Source organism: Cupriavidus sp. FW305-3-2-15-C-LB2, from assembly GCF_058787575.1.
In genome coordinates this window covers 107,423-131,419 of sequence record NZ_JBYSZW010000003.1, presented here as the reverse complement: position 1 = coordinate 131,419, position 23,997 = coordinate 107,423, and the positions used below count along the sequence as shown (strand labels likewise).

Below are 23,997 nucleotides of genomic sequence, written 5' to 3'. Positions count from 1 at the left end.
GAACAGACCTGCACGCGGCCCATCGTTTTCACGACGGCGGCATCTTCGCAGAACTTATCATATACATCAATATCTTGATGTATATGCAGCGACAAAACAGGGGTTTACACTAGTTTTTTGGAAATATTGTTATGAGATATGCAATGATGCATACATAATGACGTAGACGCGCGCCCCATTGTCAGCGGAACGGGGTAGCTACAACCGTTGGGTTTGAAGCGCGCACCCGCCACCCCTACCTCGTCCGATCAGCATGAAAGCCGTAGTCATCCGTCAATTCAGCGAAGACCCTCGCATCCATCGCGTCGAAGAGGTGACCGACCCAGTTGTCGGCCCCGACGACGTCCTGATCAGCGTCAAGGCCGCGTCGATCAACTTCCCCGATCTCCTGGTGATGAGCGGGAAATACCAAGTCCTGCCTGAGCCGCCCTTCATCCCTGGGAAGGATGCGGCGGGGATCGTGGAGGCGGTCGGTGCGAACGTGAGCTCACTCAAGAGCGGGGACCACGTCGTGGCGCAGGTGGAAAACGGCTGCTTTGCAAGTCGTCTGTCCGTTCCGCAGGCGAGCGCGCACAAGATTCCGACCGAAATGCCCTTCGTCGATGCGGCTGCGATGGGCCTCGTGTACCAGACGGCGTTCTTTGCGCTCACTGATCGCGGCGGCTTCCGCAAAGGCGAGACCGTACTGATCAGTGGCGCCGCCGGAGGCGTCGGCCTGGCCGCCGTGCAGATCGCCAAGGGGCTTGGTGCCAAAGTCCTCGCAGGCGTGACTTCGGAAGCCCAGGCGGAAGCGGTGCGCCAATCCGGAGCCGACGAGGTGATCGACCTGTCCGTCCCCAACCTTCCCGAGTCCGTTCGCGCACAAGTGCATCGCGCTACAGACGGCAAAGGTGCCGACGTATTTCTGGACCCCGTGGGTGGCGACGTGTTCGATGCGTGCATTCGACAGCTCGCTCGGCGCGGCCGGGCCGTGATCATCGGATTTGCCGCCGGCAAGATTCCGGTGATCAAGGGCTCCTACCTGCTGCTCAAGAACATCTCCGTCGCCGGCATGCAGTGGACGGACTATCCGATGCACTCGCCCGAGCTCGTCGCAGAGGCCCAGGCGAAGCTCAACCAACTCTACCAGCAGGGGTTCGTGCGCCCGCGCGTCATGCAAACGTTCCCTCTCGAATCCTTCGCTGACGCAGCGGCCCGGCTCGCGTCAAGAGGGGTGATCGGGAAGCTCGTCCTCACCATCCGATAGGACGGTTCCCCTCAAAGCAAGCCGGACACACGGCCCTCGCCGACAGCCGTCTGGCACAACATTCATGCAGGAACATATATGGGTGCCACGATTTTTACCCGCATCATTCAGCGCGAGATTCCCGCTGCCATCGTCTATGAAGACGATTTAACGATCGCTTTCATGGACGCAGGCCAGGTCAACCCCGGCCATGTGATTGTGGCCACCAAGGCGCAGGTCGAGACAATTCTCGATCTCGACGACGAGACAGCTGGCGCGCTGTTCCGGACGGCAACACGCATCGCCCGCGCCGTCGAAGCTGCCTTCCATCCGGACGGCATCACCGTGCTGCAGACGAACAAGCCAGCAGGTTGGCAGACGGTTCCGCATGTGCATCTGCACGTGCTGCCGCGCCAGCACGGTGATGGCGTGACATTGGGATGGCCACGCAAGGAGCCGTCGTTGACAGAACTGCAGTCATTGGCCTCCCGGCTGACTGGCTTTGTATAGCGCCAAGCAGCCGCAAACCCCATCGCGGATGTTCCGACGCAAGGCAAGTCGAACACCGTGAGCCATGCCGCACCGAGGATGATTTTTGAATTGATCGCCTATGCCGTCATCGGAAACCACCTTTGTTGATGCCTCGGCCAGGTTTCGGCAAGGCATTCTTGGCCGCTGCCGGTTGAGCCGGGCAAGACCAAAGCCAGCGAGGACAACATGGCCGTAGCGGATCCATCGAGCCCCTACAACTGGTCGCTGGGTGAGTTGCATGCTTTCTGCCTCATCTGCGAGTCCCGAAATCTGAGCCAGGTCGCCCTGCGGCTGGACATGAGCCAGTCCGCCGTTTCACTCATGGTGCGGCGCTGGCGCGACGTGGTGGGAGACCCGCTTTTCGTGCGGTCTCGCTATGGGGTGGCCCCGACCGATACAGCCCTCGCCCTGTACAAAAGGATCCAGCCGCTTCTTGAAGGCCTGAGACAGGCGCTCGTCCAGCCGACGGGTTTCGACCCCGCAAGATCGACGCGGGTCTTCAAGCTCCATATGTCCGACATCGGCCAACTGGTGTTTCTCCCGGAACTCCACGGGCACCTCAATCGCAAGGCACCGGGTGTTCGCCTTGCCATTCAGTCGCTTCGGTGGGAGGAAGTCGAGAACGGACTGGCCTCGGGAGCTGTCGACATCGCCATGGGTTCACTACCCATGATCAAGGGCAGAGTGCATGCCCGCACCGTGCGCAAGGACCGGTTCTTCACCATCATGCGCCGCGAGCACCACATGGCGCAGCGCAAGCTTGATCTGGCCAAGTTCGCCGAGGCAGAGCACCTGGTCATCGATGCGGCGAGCAGCGGGCATGCCCTGGTGGAGGGCGTGCTCCGCTCCAAAGGGGTGTTCCGCCGTATCGGATTGAGTGTGCCGCACTACCTGGCAGCCGAAAGCCTGCTGACCAAGAGCGACTACTTGCTGACGCTGCCCGAAGGCGGCCTGTCCATCATTCAACACCTCGACAGATTCCACGTGACCCCTACACCGCTCCAACTGCCCACCTTCGACATCCGCGTTCACTGGCATGAGAGAAGCCGCAGCGATGCAGGAATCCAATGGCTGCGCGATTCGATCATGGAGCTCTTTTCCAAGGGCTAGCCGCAAGGATGAAGACAGGAAGAAGCCCGCGGGTTTGGCAGACCTGCGGGCGGAGTGCTTCAGCCGATCCGTTCCATCCAGCCATGCGTGTCGGGAGCACGCCCCTGCTGGATATCGAGCAGGGCCGATTTCAAGCGGCTCGCCACCGGCCCCACATCACCGTCGCCAACCGTGAAGTTGTGCTGGCGTCCTTTCACGGTGCCGATCGGCGTCACCACGGCAGCCGTGCCGCAGGCAAACGCTTCGGTCAGGCGGCCGCTTTGGGCATCTGCCTGCCACTGGTCAATGGCATAGGGCTCTTCACGCACGGTCATTCCCATGTCGCCCGCCAGCACCATCAAGGACTCGCGCGTGATGCCGGGCAGGATCGTGCCGGTCAGGGGCGGAGTCTGGATCGATCCGTCGTTGAAGACAAAGAAGATATTCATCGCGCCCAGCTCCTCCACCCAGCACCGATCGACGGCATCGAGGAACACCACCTGGTCGCAGCCCTGGCGGGCCGCTTCCGCCTGCGCGGCCAGGCTCGCGGCATAGTTGCCGCCGCATTTGGCATCGCCGGTTCCGCCGGGCCCGGCACGGGTGAAGTCCTCGGAAACCCATACCGTCACGGCAGATGAGCCCGCCTTGAAGTAGGAGCCCACAGGCGACGCGATGGCGCAATACAGATACTCGGCCGAAGGCTTCATGCCCACCAACACCTCGGTGGCGATCATGAAAGGCCGCAGATAGAGTGCCGCGCCATCCGCCGCCGGGATCCAGTCGCGGTCGATACGCACCAGTTCCCGCACGGACTCCAGGAACAGGGATTCCGGCAGCGGCGCCATCGCCAGCCGGTTCGCGGAATTGCGAAAGCGGCGGGCATTGGCGTCGGGGCGGAACAGCGCCACGCTACCGTCTGGCTGGCGATAGGCCTTCATGCCCTCGAAGATTTCCTGAGCGTAGTGAAAGACCAGCGACGCCGGATCGAAGTTGAAGCCACCGCGCGGCTCAATCTTGGCGTCGTGCCAGCCGCGTTCCGCCGAGTACCGAGCGGTCGCCATGTGATCGCTGAACTGGCGCCCGAACGCCGGATTCTCCAGCAGCTTCGCGCGCACCTCTGGCGCAGTCGGCGACAGACTTCTCTCGATCGAAACCTTCAAATCGGCATCGTTGCCCATTTTTTACTCCTTGTGTAAACCCCAAACTCAACGGTCAGAAAATCCTGACCAACTCTTCGTGGCACTGGATGGCGAAGTGGCAAGCCGAGGCCGCGGCCATTGGCATTGGAGGACGCCCATTCGGCCTTTCAGAGAATCCCGTGCCAAAGCATTGCCACCCAGGGTGCCGCCCCTATCCACCCAGATAGGCTTGCTTAATGCGGTCATTGGTGAGCAGATTCCTGCCGGTGTCAGCGAGAACGACGCGCCCGGTTTCCAGCACGTAGCCCCGATCGGCCACTTGCAGTGCCTTGTTGGCGTTCTGCTCGACCAGAAAGACCGTGACCCCTTCTTCCCGGATCGTGCGGATGATGTCGAAGATCTGCGCAATGACCAGCGGCGCCAGACCCAACGTGGGTTCGTCCAGCAGCAGCAGACGTGGACGGCTCATCAGGGCGCGGCCGATCGCCAGCATCTGCTGCTCGCCGCCTGACATCGTTCCGGCGCGCTGAGCCGAACGCTCGCGCAGCCGCGGAAAGAGCTTGAACACATGCTCGATCCCGGCCTCGATTTCATGGCGATCGGCGAAGAAGCCGCCCATCTTCAGGTTGTCCACCACGGTCAGACTGGGAAACACCCGCCTGCCCTCCGGCGAGATCGCCATGCCCATGCGCATGATGTCGTGGGTGTTGCGGTTGGTAATGTCCCGCCCCTCGAACAGCACGCGCCCGCTGCTGGCGCGCGGGGAACCGCACACCGTCATCATCAGCGTCGTCTTGCCCGCGCCATTGCTGCCGATCAGGGTGACGATCTCCCCCTTCTTGACCTCGATCGATACCCCGGAAAGTGCCTCGATGGCGCCATAGTGGGTGTGGATTTTCTCCAGCTTTAGCATCACTCCTCCCCCAGGTAGGCCTTGATCACGCGCGGGTCGTTCCGCACCTCTTCGGGCCTGGCTGTGACGATTGGCCGCCCGTGCTCCATCACGAGAATGCGGTCGGAGACGCCCATGACCAGCCCCATGTCGTGTTCGATCAGCAGCACGGAGATCCCGAACTCGTGGCGCAGCCGCTTGATCAGGTGCTGGAGCTCGAGCTTTTCCTGCGGGTTCAGGCCCGCCGCGGGCTCGTCCAGCAACAGCAGCCGGGGTTTGGTGATCATGCAGCGGGCGATTTCCAGGCGGCGCTGGTGGCCGTAGGAGAGCGTCCCGGCCTCGCGATTGGCGACCTCGGTCAACTCCATCCGATCCAGCCATTGCGCGGCACGCACCAGCGCCTCCCGCTCGGCGCGGCGGTATGCGGGCGTCGCCAGCAACCCATGCAGCAGCCCCGTCTTGACCTGCAGATGCTGCGCGACCATCAGGTTTTCCACGACCGTCAGACGCTTGAACAGGCGGATGTTCTGGAAGGTGCGCACCAGGCCCTTGCGTGCCACGAGGTGGCTGGGCAGCCCTGCGATGCGGTGGCCATCCAGGATCACGTCCCCGCCGGTCGGCTTGTAGAACCCGCCGACGCAGTTGAACACCGTGGTCTTGCCCGCACCGTTCGGCCCGATGATGGCGAAGACCTCGTTGCGGCGGACCTGGAAGTCGATGCCGTTGACCGCCATCAGGCCACCAAAGCGCATCTGCAAGCCGGAGACTGTGAGCAATTCGGAAGATGCAATGGCAGTCATCGCGGCAACTCCAGATGGGGGCGGCTGGTGGGCAGCAGCCCTTGGGGGCGCCAGATCATCATCAGGATCATCACCAGGCCAAAGATCAGCATGCGGTACTCCGCAAACTCGCGCGTGAGTTCCGGCAGCACCGTCAGCAGAATGGCCGCCAGCGCCACGCCGAGCTGCGAGCCCATGCCGCCGAGCACAACGACCGCGAGGATCAACGCCGACTCGATGAAGGTGAAGGACTCGGGATTGACCAGCCCTTGGCGTGCCGCGAAGAAGGCGCCGCCGATGCCCGCGAAGGAAGCGCCCAGCGTGAAGGCCGACAGCTTCACGCGGGTCGGGCTCAGGCCCAGCGAGCGGCAGGCGATCTCATCCTCGCGCAGCGCCTCCCAGGCCCGGCCCATCGGCATGCGGATCAACCGGCTGGTGACGAAGAGCGTGAAGCCCACCAGCAACAGCGCCAGCAAGTACAGGAAGAGCACCATGTGGTCCCCTCTGTAGGTCAGGCCCAGCAGTTCATGGAAGGTCTGCGCGCCTGCCGTCTTAGCGGCGCGCGCAATCTCGAACCCGAAGGCCGTCGGCTTGGGGATGCCCGAGATGCCATCGGGACCGCCTGTCACGCTGGTGAGATTATTCAGCAACAGCCGGATGATCTCGCCAAAGCCCAAGGTGACGATGGCCAGATAGTCGCCGCGCAGGCGCAGCACCGGAAATCCGAGCAGGAAGCCGAATGTGGCCGACATCGCCGCCGCGATCGGGAGGCACTCCCAGAAACTCAATCCGAAATACTGGTTGAGCAACGCATAGGTGTATCCGCCGACGGCGTAGAAGCCCACGTAGCCCAGATCGAGCAGCCCGGCGAAGCCCACCACGATGTTCAGGCCCAGGCCCAAGATCACGTAGATCAGCGCCAGCGTGGCGATGTCGAGCGCCCCGCGCGAGCCGAAGAACGACCACGCGAACCCCGCCAGCAGCAAGAACCAGATCGCCACGCGCTGCTGATGCGGCCCCGGCATCGGAATGGCTGGCAGCCGCACGACGCCGCGCGCGCCTGCCAGCATCGGCTTGCACAACTGGAACAGGAACACCACGATCACGGCAATCCACACGGGACGCCAGTGCGGCTCCAGGACCATCTTGTACCCGTCGAGCTTGAGTTGGAGCCCAAGCGCCGGGATGGTCAACACCGCGGTCAACAGGGCCGCGATCGCCGCGTCCTTGAGGACGGCGGGGAACGGCGACGCTTTCATTGCAATGGCTTGTGTCATGTCGTCCTCACACTTTCTCCACATCCGGCTTGCCCAGCAGGCCGGTCGGCCGGAACAGCAATACGAGAACGAGCAGGCTGAATGCCACCACGTCCTTGTATTCCGCAGGCATGTAGCCGGTCGCGAACGTTTCCGCCAACCCCAGCACAATGCCGCCCAGCATGGCACCGGGAATGCTGCCGATACCGCCCAGCACCGCGGCCGTGAAGGCCTTGATGCCAGCGATGAAACCGATGAAGGGGTTGAGCTTGCCGATGGTCAGCCCGATCAGCACCCCGCCCACGGCGGCGAGAATGGCCCCGAGCACGAAGGTGAAAGAGATCACCTTGTTGGTGTCGATGCCCAGCAGATTGGCCATGCGCATATCCTCGGCGCAGGCACGGCAGGCGCGCCCCGTGCGCGAACGCGCGATGAACAGCGTCAGCAGGATCATCAGCGCCACGGTCACGCCCACGATGAGCAAGCGTGCGTAGGGCACGGTGACGGTGAAGTCCCCGCCCATGTCCAGCTCCAGTGCGCCAGACACCAGCACAGGCACGGAAACGTCCCGCGCGCCTTGCGCGATCTGCATGTAGTTCTGCAGGAAGATGGACATGCCAATCGCCGAGATCAGCGGCACCAGCCTCGGCCCGCCCCGCAAGGGGCGGTAAGCCACGCGCTCGACGACAAAGCCGTACGTGCCGGTGACCACCACCGACACCAGCAGCGCTGCGCCGAGCACCAGCGGCAGCGGATAGCCCGCCTGCGTCCCGATGGCGGTGAGCGTGACCAGACCGAGATACGCACCGATCATGTAGATCTCGCCGTGGGCGAAGTTGATCATGCCGATGATCCCGTACACCATGGTGTAGCCGATGGCGATCAGCGCATAGATAGAGCCCAGCGTCAGGCCATTGACCAGTTGCTGGGTGAATTGGGGAAGGAAGTCGCTCATCCAGGATGCCTCGCAACAAGAGCGTTCAAAGCAGGCCGGCAGCATCCGATCCTTGAACCGGACGCCGGCCTAGCCACGTGCTGCATCAGTTGGCAGCGGTCTTGGTGGCATCCTTGTGCCAGGTGTAGACCACGAACTTGAACGACTTGAGGTCTCCCTGGGCGTCGTACTGGACCGTGCCGATCGGGGTCTGGAAAGTGTTCTGGTGCATGAAGGCAGCGACCTTTTCCGGGTCCGTGCTCTTGGAGCCGGACATCGCATCGGCGATGATCTTGACCGCAGCGTAGGCCGGCATCTGGAACGCGCCGCCCGCGTCACGCTTTTTCTCGGCAAAGGCCTTCACGAGCCCGGCGTTCGCGGGGTCTGCAGAGAAATCAACAGGCAGCGTGAGCAGCATGCCCTCGGAAGCCGCGCCCGCGATGGCCGTCACCTCCTTGCTGCTCACAGCCTCCGGCCCCATGAAGACCGCTTTCACGCCCTGCTCCCGCGACTGGCGCATGAGGAGCCCGATCTCCGGGTGGTAGCCGCCGAAGTAGACGAAGTCGATGCCCTGGGACTTCAGCTTCGTGATGACGGCGGAATAGTCGGGCTCGCCGGCATTGATGCCCTCGTAGAACACCACCGGCACCTTGGCGGCATCCAGCTCCTTCTTGACCGTGGCGGCAATGCCTTGGCCGTAGGACTGCTTGTCGTGCAGCACCGCCACCTTTTTCGGCTTGACCGTATTGATGATGTAGCCTGCGGCCACGGGCCCCTGCTGATCGTCCCGGCCGATCGTTCGGAAGATGAGCTTGCGCTTCTTGCTCTCGGTCAGCTGCGGCGCCGTGGCCGTCGGCGTCACCATGAGCACGCCTTCGTTCTCGTAGATCTCCGAAGCGGGAATGGTCGATCCGGAGCACACATGGCCGATGACGTACTTGATGCCCTGGCTGACGATCTTGTTGGCGACTGCCACGGCCTGCTTGGGCTCACAGGCGTCGTCCATGATGACGGGCTCCAATTTCTTCCCATTCACCCCACCTGCGGCATTGACCTGCTCGATGGCGGTCAGGGCGCCTGCCTTCATCATGTCGCCGTACTGGGCCACCGAACCCGTCATGGCGCCAGCAATGGCGATCTTGACGGTCTGGGCTTGCGCGGACAGCCCCAGGACGGCGAGGACGGCAGCCGCAGCAAGCCGATGAGGACGAATCGTGGATTTCATGGCAGTCTCCATTGTTGAAATAGGTAGGGATGGGCAAAGCACCGAGGCCCGCCCCGCCCTCCCGGAGCGTGACGGACCCAGCGGAAAATCAGTTGGCGGGCGTCTTGGTGGCGTCCTTGTGCCAGGTGAAGACGGTGAACCGGAAAGACTTCAAGTCACCCTGGGCGTCGTACTCGACCTTGCCAATGGGCGTCTGGAAACTGTTCTGGTGCATGAACGCAGCCACTTTGGCGGGGTCGGTGCTCTTGGCGCCGGCAATGGCATCCGCAAGCACCTTGACGCCGGCATAGGACGGCAGCTGGAACGGACCATTGATGTCACGCTTCTTGTCTGCAAAGGCTTTCACCACGGCCGCATTGGCGGGGTCGGTCGAAAAATCCGCAGGCAGCGTGACCAGCATCCCCTCGGAAGCCGCACCGGCAATCGCGGTCACGTCCTTGTTGCCAACGCCTTCCGGCCCCATGAAGACGGCCTTGATGCCTTGCTCGCGCGCCTGACGCAGCAGCAGTCCCATTTCCGGGTGGTAGCCGCCGTAATAGACAAAGTCGATCTTCTGCGACTTGAGCTTGGTGATGATGGCCGAGTAGTCGGTATCGCCCGCGTTGATGCCTTCAAACAATGCGACGGGAACCTTGGCCGCATCGAGGTTCTTTTTCACAGTGGCGGCAATGCCCTGGCCGTAGGATTGCTTGTCGTGCAGGACGGCCACCGCCTTGATGCCTTTCTGGGCAATGACGTACCGGGCCGCCGCAGGGCCCTGCTGGTCGTCGCGACCGATGGTGCGGAAGATGAACTTGCGCTTCTTGCCCTCGGTCAGCTGCGGCGCGGTCGCGGAAGGCGTCACCATCACCACGCCCTCGTTCTCGTAGATCTCCGAGGCGGGAATCGTCGATCCCGAACAGAGGTGGCCGATCACGAACCGGATCCCCTGGCTGACGATCTTGTTGGCGACCGCCACGGCCTGCTTGGGTTCGCAGGCATCGTCCATCATGACGACCTCAAGCTTGCGCCCGCCGGTGCCGCCTGCAGCATTGATCTGCTCGACCGCCGTCAACACACCGGCCTTTGCCATGTCTCCGTACTGCGCGACGGGGCCGCTCACGGGGCCAGCCAAAGCGATCTTCACCGTTTCCGCGTGCGCGGACGGGCCAAAGCATGCAAGCACGGCCGCAGCCGGAATCGCAAGGAATGAGCGAGTTGTTTTCATGGTTGCTATGCCGGTGTTGTCCGGAATCGATCTGAATTTCGAGGAAAGAACTACGCAGGTCGGTCTGGCCTGCGTGGCCTGACCGGAGAAACCGGCGATGACGCAATGCCCGGTGTTTCGGGCACCGCGTCATGCCGAAGGCTGGTGAATCAGGCGACCTCCTTCGCCACGGTCCCGTTGCGCCACTGGTGGCGAAGGGCCGCCCACTTCTCGCGTGCCGCCGCAAGATGGCGCTCCTTCACGTGGCCATACCCCCGGATCTCTTCGGGAATGCGGGCGATTTCCACGGCGAGGGAGAGCTTCTCCGGCGACAGCATGGGAAGCAGCTCCTCGACGCTGGCGCGATAGTCCTGGATCAGGGCGCGCTCCGTCCTGCGTTCCTCGGTCCGGCCAAAGGGATCGAGCGCCGTGCCGCGCAGGCTCTTCATCTTGGCGAGGATTCCGAAAGCGCGGCGCATCCAGGGGCCGAAGGGTTGCTTGACCAGTTCACCCTTGTCGTTGCGTTTGGCAAACGTCGGGGGCGCGAGGTGGTGCACTACCTTGAAGTCGCCTTCAAACATGTCGGCCAGCTTCTGCGTGAATGCCGCATCGGTGTGCAGCCGCGCCACTTCGTACTCGTCCTTGTAGGCCATCAGCTTGAACAGGTAGCGCGCCACCGCCTCGGTCAGGCGAGTGCTCTTTAGGCGTGTTTCAGACGAGCGAACCTTCTCAACGAAGGACTGGTAGTCGGCCGCATAGGCTGCGTTCTGATACGCCGTCAGGAACTCGACGCGCTTGCGGATGACCTGGTCGAGCGACGGCTTGCGCACGATCTCGATCACGGCCGCGGCCTGGTACAAGGCCTGCACCGCCTTGAGGTCATGGGCGCACCGGCGTCCCCACTCGAAGGCCGCCTTGTTGTTCTCGATCTGCACCCCATTGAGTTCCATGGCACGCATCAAGGCAGCGTGCGAGAGCGGCACCTTGCCCATCTGCCACGCATAGCCCAGCATCAGCGGATTGGTGTAGATCGAATCGCCCAGCAACTGCACCGCAGCCTGCTCCGCGTCGAAGCTGGACACCATCTGCGCACCCGCCGCGGCGGCCAGCACCGCTTCGCAGTTGCCGCCGGGGAACTGCCAGTCGGGGTTCTGCGTGAAGGCAGCGGTCGGTGTGCCATGCGTGTTCAGCGCAACGAACGTGCGCCCTTCGCGGATCAGCCCCGTTGCGTACTTGTTCGCACCGACGATGGCGTCGCACGCGATCAGGAGGTCCGCGTTGGCCGTATCGATCTTGGTTGTGTGGATGGCTTCCGGCCGGTTGGCAATCTGGACATGGCTCCAGGTCGATCCGCCCTTCTGCGCCAGGCCCGCCGCGTCCTGCGTGACAATGCCCTTGCCCTCAAGGTGCGCGGCCATGCCCAGCACTTGCCCGATGGTGATCACGCCGGTTCCGCCAACGCCTGCGACGAGAATGCCCCAGGCCTCCTCGGCGACCGGCAGCACGGGCTCGGGAATGCGGGGCAGCGCGGCGAGGTCCCCCTTCTTCTCTTTCTTGGGCTTCTTGAGCTCGCCACCCTCGATGGTGACGAAGCTCGGGCAGAAGCCCTTGACGCAGCTGTAGTCCTTGTTGCAGGAGTTCTGGTTGATGCGGCGCTTGCGGCCGAACTCGGTTTCCAGGGGCTCGACCGACAGGCAGTTGGACTGCACCGAGCAGTCGCCGCAACCCTCGCAGACCAACTCGTTGATGACCACGGTCTTGGCCGGCGTGGCGAGCTTGCCGCGCTTGCGGCGGCGGCGCTTTTCGGTGGCACAGGTCTGGTCGTAGATGATCGCCGTGCAGCCCGCGATCTCGCGCAGCTCGCGCTGGATCTTGTCGAGGTCATCGCGGTGATGCACGGTGACCCCCGCCTCCAGCGTCACGCCGTCGTATTTCTGCGGCTCATCGGTGACGATGACCAGCTTCTTCACGCCTTCCGCGACCAGGCTCTTCTGGATCTGCAGCACGCTGTGGCCTTCGGGGCGCTCGCCCACCTGCTGGCCGCCGGTCATGGCCACCGCATCGTTGTAGAGCACCTTGTAGGTGATGTTCACCCCGGCCGCGATCGATTGGCGAATGGCCAGCAGGCCGCTGTGGAAGTAGGTGCCGTCACCCACGTTGGCGAACACGTGCTTGTCGGTCGTGAACGGGGCCTGCCCCACCCAAGCCACGCCCTCGCCGCCCATCTGGCTGAAGGTGCTGGTGCTGCGGTCCATCCACTGCGACATGTAATGGCAGCCGATGCCCGCCAGCGCGCGCGAGCCTTCCGGCACGCGGGTGCTGGTGTTGTGCGGGCAGCCGCTGCAGAACCACGGCATGCGATCCCCGGTGTCGATCTTCATCTCCGCCATGGCTCGCTCGCGCTGATCGATCACGGCCAGTCGCGCATCCATGCGCGCGGCGATGTCGCTGCCTTCCGGCGCCATGCCGATCTTGCGCAAGCGCTTGGCGATCGCCTTCGCGATGATGGCCGGCGTGAGGTCGGCCTTGGCACGCAGCAGCCAGTTCTCGCTGGGGTTGGGCATGGACCACTCGCCGCCGGTGTGGTCACCTTCCTGCTCGTCGAACTTGCCGAGCACATTCGGCCGCACGTCGGGACGCCAGTTGTAGAGCGCCTCCTTGATCTGGTACTCGATGACCTGGCGCTTTTCCTCCACCACCAGCACCTCCTGCAAGCCCATCGCGAACTCGCGGGTGGCGGTCGCCTCCAGCGGCCAGACGACGTTGACCTTGTGCAGGCGAATGCCCAGGCGGCGGCAGGTATCGTCGTCCAGGCCCAGATCGACCAGGGCCTGCCGGGTATCGTTGTACGCCTTGCCGCTGGCGATGATGCCGAAGCGATCCTGAGGGCCCTCGATCACATTGCGATTGAGGCGGTTGGCGCGCATGTACGCGAGCGCGGCATACCATTTGTAGTCCATCAGCCGGGCTTCCTGCTCCAGCGGCGGATCCGGCCAGCGGATGTGAACGCCGCCGGGGGGCATGGCGAAATCCTCCGGCAGAGCGATCTGCACCCGATCCGGATCGACGCTGACCGAGGTCGTGGACTCGACCACTTCCTGAATCGTCTTCATGCCCATCCACACGCCGGAGAAGCGGCTCATGGCAAAGGCGTGCAGGCCGAGATCAAGGATCTCCTGCACGCTCGAGGGAAAGAAGACCGGCATCCCGCAGGCCTTGAAGATGTGGTCGCTCTGGTGCGCCGCCGTGCTGCTCTTGGATGCGTGGTCGTCGCCCGCGATGGCGATCACGCCGCCGTGCTTCGCGGTTCCGGCCATGTTGGCATGCTTGAAGACGTCCGAGCAGCGATCCACCCCCGGCCCCTTGCCATACCAGAGACCGAAGACCCCGTCGTACTTCTTGGTCTGGGGATACAGATCCAGTTGCTGCGACCCCCACAGCGCGGTGGCGGCCAGTTCCTCGTTCAGCCCCGGCTGGAAGACCACGTGGTTCGCCTGCAGGTGCTTCTTCGCGGCCCAGAGTGCCTGGTCGTAGCCGCCCAGCGGGCTGCCGCGGTAGCCGCTGATGAAGCCGCTGGTATTCAAGCCAGCGGCAAGGTCGCGCTGGCGCTGCAACATCGGCAGGCGAACCAGCGCCTGTACGCCGCTCATGAATGCCCGGCCGCGATCCAGGCTGTATTTGTCGTCGAGCGTGACTTTTTCGAGAGACTTGCGGATCGCCTCGGGAAGTGGACTGTTCATGTGATTTCCTCTGTCCTAAACGGCGTCAATGCCCTGCTCCGGTCGCCGGGCGAGGCCCGCCGTGCCCATGGCCCCATCCCCCGTCGCACAGGAGAACCTGGCCTGTCACGTACCCGGCAGACTCCGATGCGAGAAAGGCCGCGCCGGCACCAAACTCCGCTGTCGTCCCCAACCGCCCCACCGGTATCTGGCCCAGGATCGATTGCGGCACGCCGAGTTGACGCATCCGGTCGGTCTCGTGGTAACCCGGTGCAATCGCGTTCACCGTCACGCCGCTTCCCGCGTACTCGGCGCTCAGCGTTTGGACGAGGCCGTGTAACCCGGCCCGCAAAGAGGTGGAGATCGCCATCTCAGGGACGTAGTGCATGCATGCGACCGACGTCACCCAGACGACGCGCCCCCAGCCGCGCTCCTCCATCGATGGCAGCAGCGTGCGAACCAACGTCAAGGGTGCGGCCCAGAGCGTTTCAAATGCCTCAAACCACGCGCTCTCAGGTACCTCGGCAGTACGCCCCTTGGCCGGGCCTGGCCCATTCAGCACCAGAATGTCCGGGCGGATCCCAGCTCGCTCCAGTGCCTGAACACATCCCGCAATCGAGCGTCTGTCCGTGAAGTCGAGATGGGCTACGCCATCGACCACACCGGCGGCGGGATTCGCTCGCGAGCTGGTGGCGACCACGCGCACACCTTGATCCCGCAAAGCCTGCGCGACGCCGCCGCCAAGCCCTCCTGTCCCACCGCATACGAGTGCTGTTCTTGTCTCCATGGCATGTGCCCCTAGTTCAATTGCATTGCGGCAAATGGTAGGAAGGCGCATGGGCCAGTGCGAGTCGGGGGTGCTTCTATCAGATATGAGCGCCCCTTATAACTGAACGCGACGACTGCGACGCCCCTCGGTGTTCTCGGGCACCCCGCGCTGCATCGCGCCAGATATTGATTTCAGAAAAGTCCGGTATGTCCCCATCTGAAGGACAACCGGGCCCGCGCCTCCTAGAGTGATGCACTCCAAAACACACTTCGGAGACCCGGATGAAAGCCTATGTGCTCGCATTCATTGACGTGGAAGACCCGTCAAGCTATGCCCCCTATGCAGCAGGCGCTCCCGCAACGATCGCGGCCCATGGCGGCAAGTACCTCATCCGCAATGGCGCCAAGGAACTGCGCGAAGGCACACTTCCGGCCGACCGCCTCGTCGTGCTGGAGTTCCCATCCGTGGCGCAAGCCCGCGCCTGGTACGAGTCACCCGAATACCAGGCGCTGGTACCGATTCGCCAAGGCGCCTCGAAAGGTTCGCTGGTGATCGTGGAGGGCTTTGGCGAAGCGCCGTGACATCGGCTTGACGATCCTCAGGTTCACGTCCACGCCCGTACCACGCGAAGAAGGATTCCTGCGTCCATGCCGGTCCTTGACACCATAGATCGGCGCATCCTCGCTGCCTTGCAGCGTGATGGGCGGATCTCGAACAACGATTTGGCCTTGGAAGTGGGGCTGTCTCCTTCTCCCTGCCTGCGCCGGCTGCGCATGCTGGAGGACACAGGAGTGATCCGCCGCTACACTGCCGTGCTGGCTCCATCCGAAGTGGGCTTGCCTCACACCTTCTTCGCACGGATCTCGCTGCGAGCGCAAGACGGGGACACCACCCAGCAGTTCGCCGCTGCGATGTCGGAACTGCCCCAGGTGCTGGAGTGCTATCTGATGTTCGGCGACTGCGATGCGCTGTTGCGGGTCGTCGCCAGCGATCTCGAAGACTATCGACGATTCCTGGCCCAACACCTGACCCCTGCCAACGGAGTTCGGCGCGTCCAGACCGAAATTCCCTGCACGGTGGTCAAGCAAACGCTTGAACTACCGTTGCATTGGCACGGAGCCCCTTCAGGCGAGGGGGGCCGGCAGCCATGATTTCCTACCAGCCCGCGACGTTCAACGCAACTCACGAAGGCTTGCCTTCGAACCTCGCCCTGGCTCTAGCCTTCCATCTCTCCAGGTTTGGCGCCAGCCCCAAGGTCAACCTTCGACATGCCATCATTGAGCAGGTTGATGTGGTGCAGCAGGGCGATCTTGTCGTCGAAGCGAAAGCTTGCAACCGCCTGGCGATAGAACTCGTAGATTCTTGGCTGGATATCGCTCCAGAACGCTCGCCCCGAGGGCAGCAACACCACTTTTTTGGCACGCCTGTCGGCGGGATCGACGACGCGCTCCACGTGCCCCTCACGCTCGAGACGCTTGAGAACCCCATCCAGACTTTGACGGCTCACGACCAGATAGTCCGCGAGATCGGAAAACGACATTCCGTCCTTCACCTGCGGGCGCGACAGAGCCCCCAGCGTAGCCCACTGAACTGTCGTGATGCCAAGCTCCTTGACGGACTGGCGATCCAAGGTATTGCCAGCCTGGAACAGGCGAAAAAACAATCGGTTGTGAACCGCGGAGACCGATTGATCGTAGTTGTCGTTATCGGATATGGGCATGTATGTATTCAGACAGTTTCAAAGACTCTGACAGGTAGGGCCAACGTCAGCTTTATCCGTCTGCGTGGAAACCTCAGTTTCTAGATCCTGAACACCTGGAATCCGAGTCAGATGCTCGATCTGGAACTGCCGACACTTCCCAAAAGCGGCGGCCCCCACTCGGAGCATGAAAGTTCAGGCCTCAGCCATCAGGTAACAGATCGCCGCACGCGGACGACGGATGGCCACCGTGCCGCGATTCATCGAGGCGCGTCTCGCCTATGCCCTGCGAGCATCGACAGCCCCTCGCTCATCTTAGCGGCATTACGCGAGGATATTGACATAATTTTTGACGCATTTGAAGGCCACGCCCTAAGCCCCGCCAGGTGCTCGCCCAGCCATTCAGCGCTGCTCATGCCGCCGCGGCGGCAGCCCAGATCGCCGGCGTTGCCAAGGTGATCCACGCCGACGGCGCCAGCCTCAAGGACGGCCTGGCCGAAAACCTGGCCGCCCAGGTGCTCGCCATCGCCAGCGGCTACAGCCATGTCCTGTTCCCCGCCACCGCCTGCGGCAAGAACGTGGCCCCCCGCGTCGCCGCCAAGCAGACGTGGCGCAGATCAGCGACATCACCAAGGTCGACAGCGCCGACACCTTCGAGCGCCCCATCTACGCAGGCAACGCCATCGCCACCGTGCGGAGCAGCGACGCCGTGAAAGTCATCACGGTGCGCACCACGGGCTTTGACGCCGCGGTCCCCACGGGCGGCAGCGCCGCCGTCGAAACCGTCGCAGCGGCCGCCGACAGCGGCAAGAGCAGCTTCGTGGGCCGCGAAGTGACCAAGAGCGACCGCCCCGAACTCACCGCCGCCAAGATCATCGTCTCGGGTGGCCGGGCCCTCGGCAGCGCCGAAAAGTTCACGGAAGTCATGACCCCGCTGGCCGACAAGCTGGGCGCGGCCATCGGCGCGAGCCGCGCGGCCGTGGACGCGGGCTACGCCCCGAACGACCTGCAGGTGGGCCAGACGGGCAAGATCGTTGCGCCGCAGCTCTACATCGCTGCCGGCATCTCGGGTACGATCCAGCACTTGGCGGGCATGAAGGACTCCAAGGTGATCGTGGCGATCAACAAGGACCCCGAGGCGCCGACCTTCTCGGTGGCCGACTACAGCCTGGAAGCGGATCTCTTCGAGGCCGTTCCAGAGCTCGTCAAGCAGTTGGGGTAGCGTACGATGGGCCGCCTGGCCTGCGCGACAGGCGGCAGTAGTCCTTGCATCCGAGCCGAGACTCCCTCGGCCAGTACTCGGGCGGGAGCTACATCCCCGCGTAGTTCGGCCCGCCACCGCCCTCGGGTGAGACCCAGACGATGTTCTGGGTCGGATCCTTGATGTCGCAGGTCTTGCAGTGCACGCAGTTCTGCGCGTTGATCACCAACTGGTCGGCTCCGTCCTTGTTGACGAACTCGTACACGCCGGCCGGACAGTAGCGGCTTTCGGGGCCGCCGAACTTGGCCAGGTTGACGCTGACCGGCACGCCGGCATCCTTGAGCGTCAGGTGCGCGGGCTGGTCCTCGGCGTGGTTGGTGTTGCTGATAAACACGCTGGAGAGCCGGTCGAAGGTCAGCACCCCGTCGGGCTTGGGATAGCTAATCTTGGGGCAATCGGCCGCCGGCTTGAGGTACAGGTGGTCGGCCTGCGTGCGGTGGATGGTCCAGGGCGGGGTACTCACGCCGACCTTGGGCAGGAACCACTGCTCGATGCCGGTCATCAGCGCGCCGATGGTGCTGCCCTTCTTGAACCACTGCTTGAAGTTGCGCGACTGGTGCAACTCGGTGCGCAGCCAACTCTGCTCGAAGGCCGCCGGGTAGGCTGCCAGTTCGTCACCGGCGCGGCCCACCGTCACAGCCTCGAAGGCCGCCTCGGCGCACAGCATACCGGTCTTGATGGCCGCGTGGCTGCCCTTGATGCGCGCTGCGTTCAGAAAGCCCGCGTCACAGCCGACCAGCGCGCCGCCCGGGAACACGGTCTTGGGCAGGCTCAGCAACCCGCCGGCAGTGATGGCGCGCGCGCCGTAGCCCACGCGCTTGCCGCCCTCGATGTGCGCCTTGATCGCCGAGTGCCTCTTCCAGCGCTGCATCTCCTCAAACGGCGAGAGCCAGGGGTTCTTGTAGTCCAGCCCGGTCACGAAGCCCAGCGTGACCTTGTTGCCTTCGAGGTGGTAGAGGAAGCCGCCGCCATAGGTGTCGTTGCCCATCGGCCAGCCGGCGGTGTGCACCACCAACCCGGGCTTGGCTTTGTCGGCTGGGATCTCCCACAGCTCCTTGATGCCAATGGCGTAGCTTTGCGGGTCCTTGCCCTCGTCGAGCTTGAAGCGGGCAATGATCTGCTTGCCCAGATGGCCTCGCGCGCCCTCGGCGAAAACCGTGTACTTGGCATGCAGCTCCATGCCGAGTTGGAAGTTCTCGGTCGGCTCGCCGTCCTTGCCGATGCCCATATTGCCGGTGGCCACCCCCTTGACGGAGCCGTCTTCGTTGTAGAGTACCTCGGCGGCCGCGAAGCCGGGGAAGATCTCCACGCCCAGGCCCTCGGCCTGCTGGCCCAGCCATTGCGTGACGGCCCCCAGATTGACGACATAGTTGCCATCATTGTGGAAGTTGCGCGGCACCAGGGCGTCAGGCGTGCGCTTGTGGCCGGTCTCGGAGAGGAATAGCACGTCGTCGCCGGTGACAGGCTGGTTCAGCGGCGCACCCTGTTCCTTCCAGGCCGGAAAAAGCTCGGTGATGGCCTTGGGGTCCATCACGGCGCCACTGAGAATGTGCGCGCCCGGTTCGGAGCCTTTTTCCAGCACGCACACGTTGATTTCGCCGCCCTTGTCGGCGGCCAGCTGCTTCAGGCGGATCGCGGCCGATAGGCCTGCCGGGCCCGCGCCGACGATGACCACGTCGTATTCCATCGCTTCACGCGGGCCGTAGGTGCTCAGAATGTCTTCAGGGCTCATTGGTGGGTAGTCTCCAGCGATTGTTCTTGTGCTGCTGTTCGGAACTCGGAAAAGCGACACGCAGCACAGGACGGTGCGGCGATCGGTCAGCTTGGGGCGTCAGATTTTTTCGAGAATCACGGCAATGCCCTGGCCCACGCCAATGCACATGGTGCACAGCGCATAGTGGCCCCCCAGCGTGTGCAGTTGGTTCACGGCGGTGGTGGCCAGGCGTGCGCCCGAGGCGCCCAGCGGATGGCCCAGCGCAATGGCGCCGCCCCACTGGTTGACGCGCTTGTCGTCGTCGGCGATGTCGAGGTCGCGCAGCACGGCCAGGCCCTGGGCGGCAAAGGCTTCGTTGAGCTCGATCACGTCCATCTGGTCGAGCGTCAGGCCGGTGAGCTGCAGCACCTTGCGCACGGCCGGCGCGGGGCCGAAGCCCATGATGCGCGGCGCCACGCCGGCCGTGGCCATGCCGACCACGCGGGCGCGGGGCACCAGGCCGTATTGCTTGGCGGCTTCCTCATTCGCCAGCAGAAGCGCGCAGGCGCCGTCGTTCACGCCGCTGGCGTTGCCGGCCGTGACCGTGCCATCGGGGCGCACCACGCCCTTGAGTATGGCCAGCGCCTCCAGCGTGGTGGCGCGGGGGTGCTCGTCCTGGCTCACGGCGATGGGGTCGCCCTTCTTCTGGGCAATGGACACGGGCACGATCTCCTGGGCCAGGTAGCCAGCGGCAATGGCAGCGGCAGCGTTCTGCTGGCTGGCCAGGGCCATTCGGTCCTGCGCCTCGCGCTCGATCTTGAAGTCATCGGCCACGTTCTCGGCGGTCTCAGGCATGGAGTCCACGCCAAACTTCGCCTTCATCAGCTTGTTGACGAAGCGCCAGCCGATGGTGGTGTCGTACACCGCGTTGCTGCGACTGAAGGCGCTCTCGGCCTTGGGCATGACGAAGGGCGCGCGGCTCATGCTTTCCACGCCGCCGGCGATCATCAATCGGGCCTCGCCGGCCTTGATGGCGCGCGCGGCCGAGCCCACGGCATCCAGGCCCGAGCCGCACAGGCGGTTGATGGTGGCGCCGGGCACGTCGATGGGCAGGCCGGCCAGCAGCGACGACATGCGTGCCACGTTGCGGTTGTCCTCGCCGGCCTGGTTGGCGCAGCCGTAGAGCACGTCGGCCACGGCGGTCCAGTCCACATTCGGGTTGCGTTCCATCAACGCCTTGATGGGCACAGCACCGAGGTCGTCGGTGCGCACGCCAGCAAGAGCGCCGCCGTAGCGGCCGAAGGGGGTGCGCACGGCGTCGCAGATGAAGGCTTGGGAAGTGTTCATGATGATTTTTGAATCAGGTTGAAAGCAGCGGATCGAGATCGCCCAACGAGAAGCCGTGACCGGCCTCTTCTGCCAAGTGCTTGAGGTCGGCTTCAAGCCGGGCTCGCTCCTGCTGGCGAGCCCAGAACACCGGGCCGCCCTCCCAGCGCGGAAAGCCATAGCCCTGCACCAGCACCACGTCGATGTCGCTGGGGCGGCTTGCCACGCCTTCGGCAAACAGCAAGGCGGCCTCGTTGACCATGGCGAGCAAGGCGCGGCGCTGGATCCCTTCGGGTGCAAGCGTGCGCCGGTTGATGCCGCGCTGCGCGCTCGCCTGCAGGATCACGTCGCGCACAGCCGCATCGGTGGTTTTCACCTGCTTGCCGTCCACGTAGGCGTAGTAGCCCGCGCCAGTCTTGCGCCCCAGGCGCCCGGCCTCGCATAGCCGGTCGAGAATGGCCACGTAGCGCTCGCGCGGATCGCGCGTCGCCGCCTGCGCCTTGCGCATGCGCCAAGCGATGTCAAGGCCGGAAAGATCGGCGACCGCGAATGGCCCCATCGCAAAACCCAGCCCAGTGAGCGCATTGTCCACGTCCTCAGGCCACGCGCCGTCTTCGAGCATGAACTCGCACTGGCGGCGATAGGCATTGTAGATGCGGTTGCCGATGAACCCGAATGCGTTGCCGGTCAGCACCGGCATCTTCTTGAGGGTCGCGCCAAGCGCCATGCCGGTGGCCAGCACATCGGGGGCGGTCTTTGCGCCGCGAACCACCTCCAGCAACTTCATCACGTTGGCCGGACTGAAGAAATGCAGCCCCAGCACGTCCTGCGGGCGTGAAGTCGCCGCGGCAATCGGATCGATATCGAGGTAGGACGTGTTCGTCGCCAGCACCGCGCCCGCCCGCGCATGGGTATCGAACTTGCGGAATACCTCCTGCTTGACGGCCATGTCTTCGAAGACAGCCTCGATCACCAGATCGGCCTGCTGCAGGCGTTCCCATTCGAGGCTGGTCTGCAGGCGTGCCTCATTGGACGACGCGGCCTCGGCGGAGAGCTTGCCCGCCGCCACGCGCTCACGGTAGTGATCGCCAATGTGCTGCCTCCCGCTTTCGAGCGCGGCCTCATCCTGCTCCAGCAGCAGTACGGACAAGCCGGCATCGAGCGCCGAGATGGCAATGCCTGAGCCCATCGTTCCGGCCCCGATCACAGCGATGGAGCGCACCTCGCGCGCGGGTGCCTGGAGCGCCGGCGGCAGCTTCGTAGCTTCCCGTTCAACCTTGAACTGGTAGCGCAGCGCTTGGGCCACCGTCGTGGGCACGAGGGCCAGAAACAGCTCGCGCTCCTTCTGCATGCCTTCGTCGAACGGCAGCGCGGATGCGGCCAGCGCGTCGAGCAGCGCGCCGTATGCTGGCTGCAGCTTTTGGCGGGCCGTGAGCTTTGCGCGTTGCGCGGCCACCGTTGCCTGGACTTCGGTGGCGTCGACCTCGCCATCCAGCGCCCGTGGGTAAGGAAGCCCCTTTTCAGCGAGCATCGTCGCGAGAGCGGCGGCTGCGCCAACCGTGTCCCCAGCCACGACGTCGTCGAACAGGCCCGACTTGGCGAGTTGGCGGGCGCTCTGGGGCTGCCCGCCGGACATCAGCGCATGGGCGGCAGCAATGCCCACCAGCCGGGGCAGCCGCTGGGTTGCACCCGAGCCGGGAATCAGGCCCAGGGTGATCTCCGGCAGACCGATCCGGGCCTTTTCCTGCGCGACGCGCCCATGGCAGCCCAGAGCGAGTTCAAGGCCACCGCCCAGGGCGACACCGGTGATGGCCGCCACGACGGGCTTGCTGCTCGCCTCGATGCGGGTGATGACCGTGCGCAAAATGGGGTCCTGCAGCTGGCGCGGCGTGCCGAACTCGGTGGCGTCCGCACCGGCGGAGAATGTCTTCTCATTGCCGGTCAGCACGATGCCGCGCACTGCGGAATCAGCCAACGCGGCATCGAGTTGCTGCACGATGCGTTCGCGCAGCGCGTGGCCCAGGCTGTTGACGGGCGGGTGGACCAGCGTGATGACGGCGATGCCGTTGCGGATGTCAAGCATGGTCAACCTCACGCGGCCTTCATCAGATGCTTGCCGACGACGAGCTGCTGGATCTGCGTGGTGCCCTCATACAGGCGCAGCAGGCGCACGTCGCGGTAGAAGCGCTCGACTGGGAACTCGTTGATGTAGCCCGAGCCGCCGTGGATCTGCACGCCGCGATCGGCCACGCGACCCACCATCTCGGTCGTGAACAGCTTGGTGCAGGAGGCTTGCATACTCACCTCCGGATCGCTGACGCCGGATGGCTTGGCGTCATAGCGGCGCGCAGTCCCCTGCACCAGCGCCCAGCCTGCCAGCAGCTCGGCCTGGCTGTCGGCCAGCATGGCCTGCACCAGTTGGAAGTCGCCAATGCGCTGGCCGAACTGCTTGCGCTGCTGCGCATAGGCCACGCTCTCTTGCAGAATGCGCTGCGCCATGCCGCACGCCAGGGCCGAGATATGCAGGCGGCCGCGGTCGAGCACCTTCATCGCCGTCTTGAAACCCTTGCCCGCCTCGCCACCGATGATGTTGGCGGCGGGAACGCGCACGCTGTCGAGGTTGACATCGCAGGTCCGCGTGCCTTTCTGCCCCATCTTCTTGTCGGGCTTGCCGAGCGTCAGGCCCGGCAGACCGGCCGGGACGATGAAGGCCGAGATGCCGCCCGCCCCCGCGCCGCCGGTGCGCGCCATCAGCGTGAAGGCGCCGGCGCGCGGCGCATTGGTGATGAAGCGCTTGGTGCCGCTGATGAGGTAATCGCTGCCGTCGGCCACGGCCTTCGTCTTCAGCGACGCCGCGTCCGATCCGGCGTCGGGTTCGGTCAACGCGAACGAGATGATCAACTCGCCACTGGCGATGCGCGGCAGGTATTCGGCCTTCTGTTCGGACGTGCCATCCATCAGGATGCCCTGCGAGCCGATGCCGATGTTCGTGCCCGCCACCGAGCGGAACGCGAGCGCCGTCTGGCCGAGTTCGTAGGCCACCTCGCACTCCTGGGCCATCGACAGCCCGATACCGCCGTACTCCTCGGGAATCGAGATACCGAACAGGCCGAGCTCCTTCATGTCGGCCACGATGTCGGCCGGCACTTCGTCGTGCTCCTCCAAATGGTTTTCGGCGGGCACCAGCCGCTCCCGGACGAAGCGTTGGACGCTGTCCTTGAGCAGTTGGAAAGTTTCCTGATCAAGCGCCATGGGAATCTCCTTTGAATGGGAG

19 protein-coding genes and 1 pseudogene are annotated in these 23,997 nt (G+C 64.2%); 6 read left to right on the top strand and 14 right to left on the bottom strand.

Annotated elements, in window-relative coordinates; translation table 11 throughout:
• Positions 1 to 253 precede the first annotated feature (253 nt).
• The 3 genes from AC3WRR_RS04210 to AC3WRR_RS04200 all read left to right on the top strand — a co-directional run bounded on the left by AC3WRR_RS04210 (position 254) and on the right by AC3WRR_RS04200 (position 2,866).
• A complete protein-coding gene (locus tag AC3WRR_RS04210) occupies positions 254 to 1,246 on the top strand; it encodes an NADPH:quinone oxidoreductase family protein (protein ID WP_058697511.1) in 993 nt (330 codons plus the stop codon).
• Positions 1,247 to 1,324: 78 nt separating this feature from the next.
• Positions 1,325 to 1,735, top strand: coding sequence for an HIT family protein (locus AC3WRR_RS04205; protein ID WP_058697510.1), 411 nt, complete (start codon positions 1,325 to 1,327; stop codon positions 1,733 to 1,735).
• 207 nt (positions 1,736 to 1,942) lie between these two features.
• Positions 1,943 to 2,866 (top strand): LysR family transcriptional regulator, encoded by a 924-nt coding sequence (locus AC3WRR_RS04200; protein ID WP_058697509.1) that lies wholly within the window; start codon positions 1,943 to 1,945, stop codon positions 2,864 to 2,866.
• 59 nt (positions 2,867 to 2,925) lie between these two features.
• Here the strand turns inward: AC3WRR_RS04200 and AC3WRR_RS04195 are convergent, their stop codons facing one another.
• The 9 genes from AC3WRR_RS04195 to AC3WRR_RS04155 all read right to left on the bottom strand — a co-directional run bounded on the left by AC3WRR_RS04195 (position 2,926) and on the right by AC3WRR_RS04155 (position 14,762).
• Positions 2,926 to 4,023: a branched-chain amino acid aminotransferase gene (locus AC3WRR_RS04195; RefSeq protein ID WP_058697508.1), complete on the bottom strand. Its 1,098-nt coding sequence runs from the start codon at positions 4,021 to 4,023 to the stop codon at positions 2,926 to 2,928.
• A gap of 172 nt (positions 4,024 to 4,195) precedes the next feature.
• Positions 4,196 to 4,897 carry an ABC transporter ATP-binding protein gene (locus AC3WRR_RS04190; RefSeq protein ID WP_058697507.1) on the bottom strand — a complete coding sequence of 234 codons (702 nt, stop codon included), beginning with the start codon at positions 4,895 to 4,897 and terminating at the stop codon, positions 4,196 to 4,198.
• Positions 4,897 to 5,676 (bottom strand): high-affinity branched-chain amino acid ABC transporter ATP-binding protein LivG, encoded by a 780-nt coding sequence (gene livG / locus AC3WRR_RS04185; protein WP_058697506.1) that lies wholly within the window; start codon positions 5,674 to 5,676, stop codon positions 4,897 to 4,899. Before livG ends, AC3WRR_RS04190 begins: the two co-directional genes overlap by 1 nt.
• Entirely contained in the window at positions 5,673 to 6,932 is a 1,260-nt protein-coding gene (locus AC3WRR_RS04180) for a high-affinity branched-chain amino acid ABC transporter permease LivM (protein ID WP_058697505.1), read from the bottom strand. Before AC3WRR_RS04180 ends, livG begins: the two co-directional genes overlap by 4 nt.
• A 7-nt stretch (positions 6,933 to 6,939) precedes the next feature.
• Positions 6,940 to 7,866, bottom strand: a complete 927-nt coding sequence (gene livH / locus AC3WRR_RS04175) for a high-affinity branched-chain amino acid ABC transporter permease LivH (RefSeq protein WP_058697504.1) — start codon at positions 7,864 to 7,866, stop codon at positions 6,940 to 6,942.
• An 85-nt stretch (positions 7,867 to 7,951) separates the two neighbouring features.
• The gene (locus tag AC3WRR_RS04170) at positions 7,952 to 9,070 is read right to left on the bottom strand and encodes a branched-chain amino acid ABC transporter substrate-binding protein (protein WP_058697503.1); all 1,119 of its coding nucleotides are present in this window, start codon (positions 9,068 to 9,070) and stop codon (positions 7,952 to 7,954) included.
• Positions 9,071 to 9,158: 88 nt separating this feature from the next.
• Positions 9,159 to 10,277 (bottom strand): branched-chain amino acid ABC transporter substrate-binding protein, encoded by a 1,119-nt coding sequence (locus AC3WRR_RS04165; protein WP_058697502.1) that lies wholly within the window; start codon positions 10,275 to 10,277, stop codon positions 9,159 to 9,161.
• A 149-nt stretch (positions 10,278 to 10,426) separates the two neighbouring features.
• Complete coding sequence (locus tag AC3WRR_RS04160; RefSeq protein WP_058697501.1) at positions 10,427 to 13,996, bottom strand: indolepyruvate ferredoxin oxidoreductase family protein; 3,570 nt, start codon at positions 13,994 to 13,996, stop codon at positions 10,427 to 10,429.
• Between the two features lie 25 nt (positions 13,997 to 14,021).
• Positions 14,022 to 14,762, bottom strand: coding sequence for an SDR family oxidoreductase (locus AC3WRR_RS04155; protein ID WP_158577652.1), 741 nt, complete (start codon positions 14,760 to 14,762; stop codon positions 14,022 to 14,024).
• 263 nt (positions 14,763 to 15,025) lie between these two features.
• Here AC3WRR_RS04155 and AC3WRR_RS04150 point away from each other — a divergent pair, with 263 nt between their 5' ends.
• Together AC3WRR_RS04150 and AC3WRR_RS04145 are read left to right on the top strand one after the other, a co-directional pair.
• A complete protein-coding gene (locus AC3WRR_RS04150) occupies positions 15,026 to 15,325 on the top strand; it encodes a DUF1330 domain-containing protein (protein ID WP_058697499.1) in 300 nt (99 codons plus the stop codon).
• Between the two features lie 66 nt (positions 15,326 to 15,391).
• Complete coding sequence (locus AC3WRR_RS04145) at positions 15,392 to 15,895, top strand: Lrp/AsnC family transcriptional regulator (RefSeq protein ID WP_058697498.1); 504 nt, start codon at positions 15,392 to 15,394, stop codon at positions 15,893 to 15,895.
• Between the two features lie 65 nt (positions 15,896 to 15,960).
• Here AC3WRR_RS04145 and AC3WRR_RS04140 read toward each other — a convergent pair whose 3' ends face one another.
• Positions 15,961 to 16,464 carry a MarR family winged helix-turn-helix transcriptional regulator gene (locus AC3WRR_RS04140; RefSeq protein ID WP_058697497.1) on the bottom strand — a complete coding sequence of 168 codons (504 nt, stop codon included), beginning with the start codon at positions 16,462 to 16,464 and terminating at the stop codon, positions 15,961 to 15,963.
• 386 nt (positions 16,465 to 16,850) lie between these two features.
• Between AC3WRR_RS04140 and AC3WRR_RS04135 the strand changes: the two are divergent.
• Positions 16,851 to 17,665, top strand: a pseudogene (locus tag AC3WRR_RS04135) (electron transfer flavoprotein subunit alpha/FixB family protein); the annotation flags it as partial.
• An 88-nt stretch (positions 17,666 to 17,753) separates the two neighbouring features.
• Here AC3WRR_RS04135 and AC3WRR_RS04130 read toward each other — a convergent pair.
• The 4 genes from AC3WRR_RS04130 to AC3WRR_RS04115 all read right to left on the bottom strand — a co-directional run bounded on the left by AC3WRR_RS04130 (position 17,754) and on the right by AC3WRR_RS04115 (position 23,975).
• Positions 17,754 to 19,436 carry an electron transfer flavoprotein-ubiquinone oxidoreductase gene (locus AC3WRR_RS04130; RefSeq protein ID WP_058697496.1) on the bottom strand — a complete coding sequence of 561 codons (1,683 nt, stop codon included), beginning with the start codon at positions 19,434 to 19,436 and terminating at the stop codon, positions 17,754 to 17,756.
• Between the two features lie 99 nt (positions 19,437 to 19,535).
• Positions 19,536 to 20,744 carry a 3-oxoadipyl-CoA thiolase gene (gene pcaF / locus AC3WRR_RS04125; RefSeq protein ID WP_058697495.1) on the bottom strand — a complete coding sequence of 403 codons (1,209 nt, stop codon included), beginning with the start codon at positions 20,742 to 20,744 and terminating at the stop codon, positions 19,536 to 19,538.
• A 13-nt stretch (positions 20,745 to 20,757) separates the two neighbouring features.
• On the bottom strand, positions 20,758 to 22,806 hold the full coding sequence (locus tag AC3WRR_RS04120; protein WP_058697667.1) for a 3-hydroxyacyl-CoA dehydrogenase NAD-binding domain-containing protein: 2,049 nt from the start codon (positions 22,804 to 22,806) through the stop codon (positions 20,758 to 20,760).
• Between the two features lie 8 nt (positions 22,807 to 22,814).
• Positions 22,815 to 23,975 carry an acyl-CoA dehydrogenase family protein gene (locus AC3WRR_RS04115; RefSeq protein WP_058697494.1) on the bottom strand — a complete coding sequence of 387 codons (1,161 nt, stop codon included), beginning with the start codon at positions 23,973 to 23,975 and terminating at the stop codon, positions 22,815 to 22,817.
• Between the last annotated feature and the right edge of the window lie 22 nt (positions 23,976 to 23,997).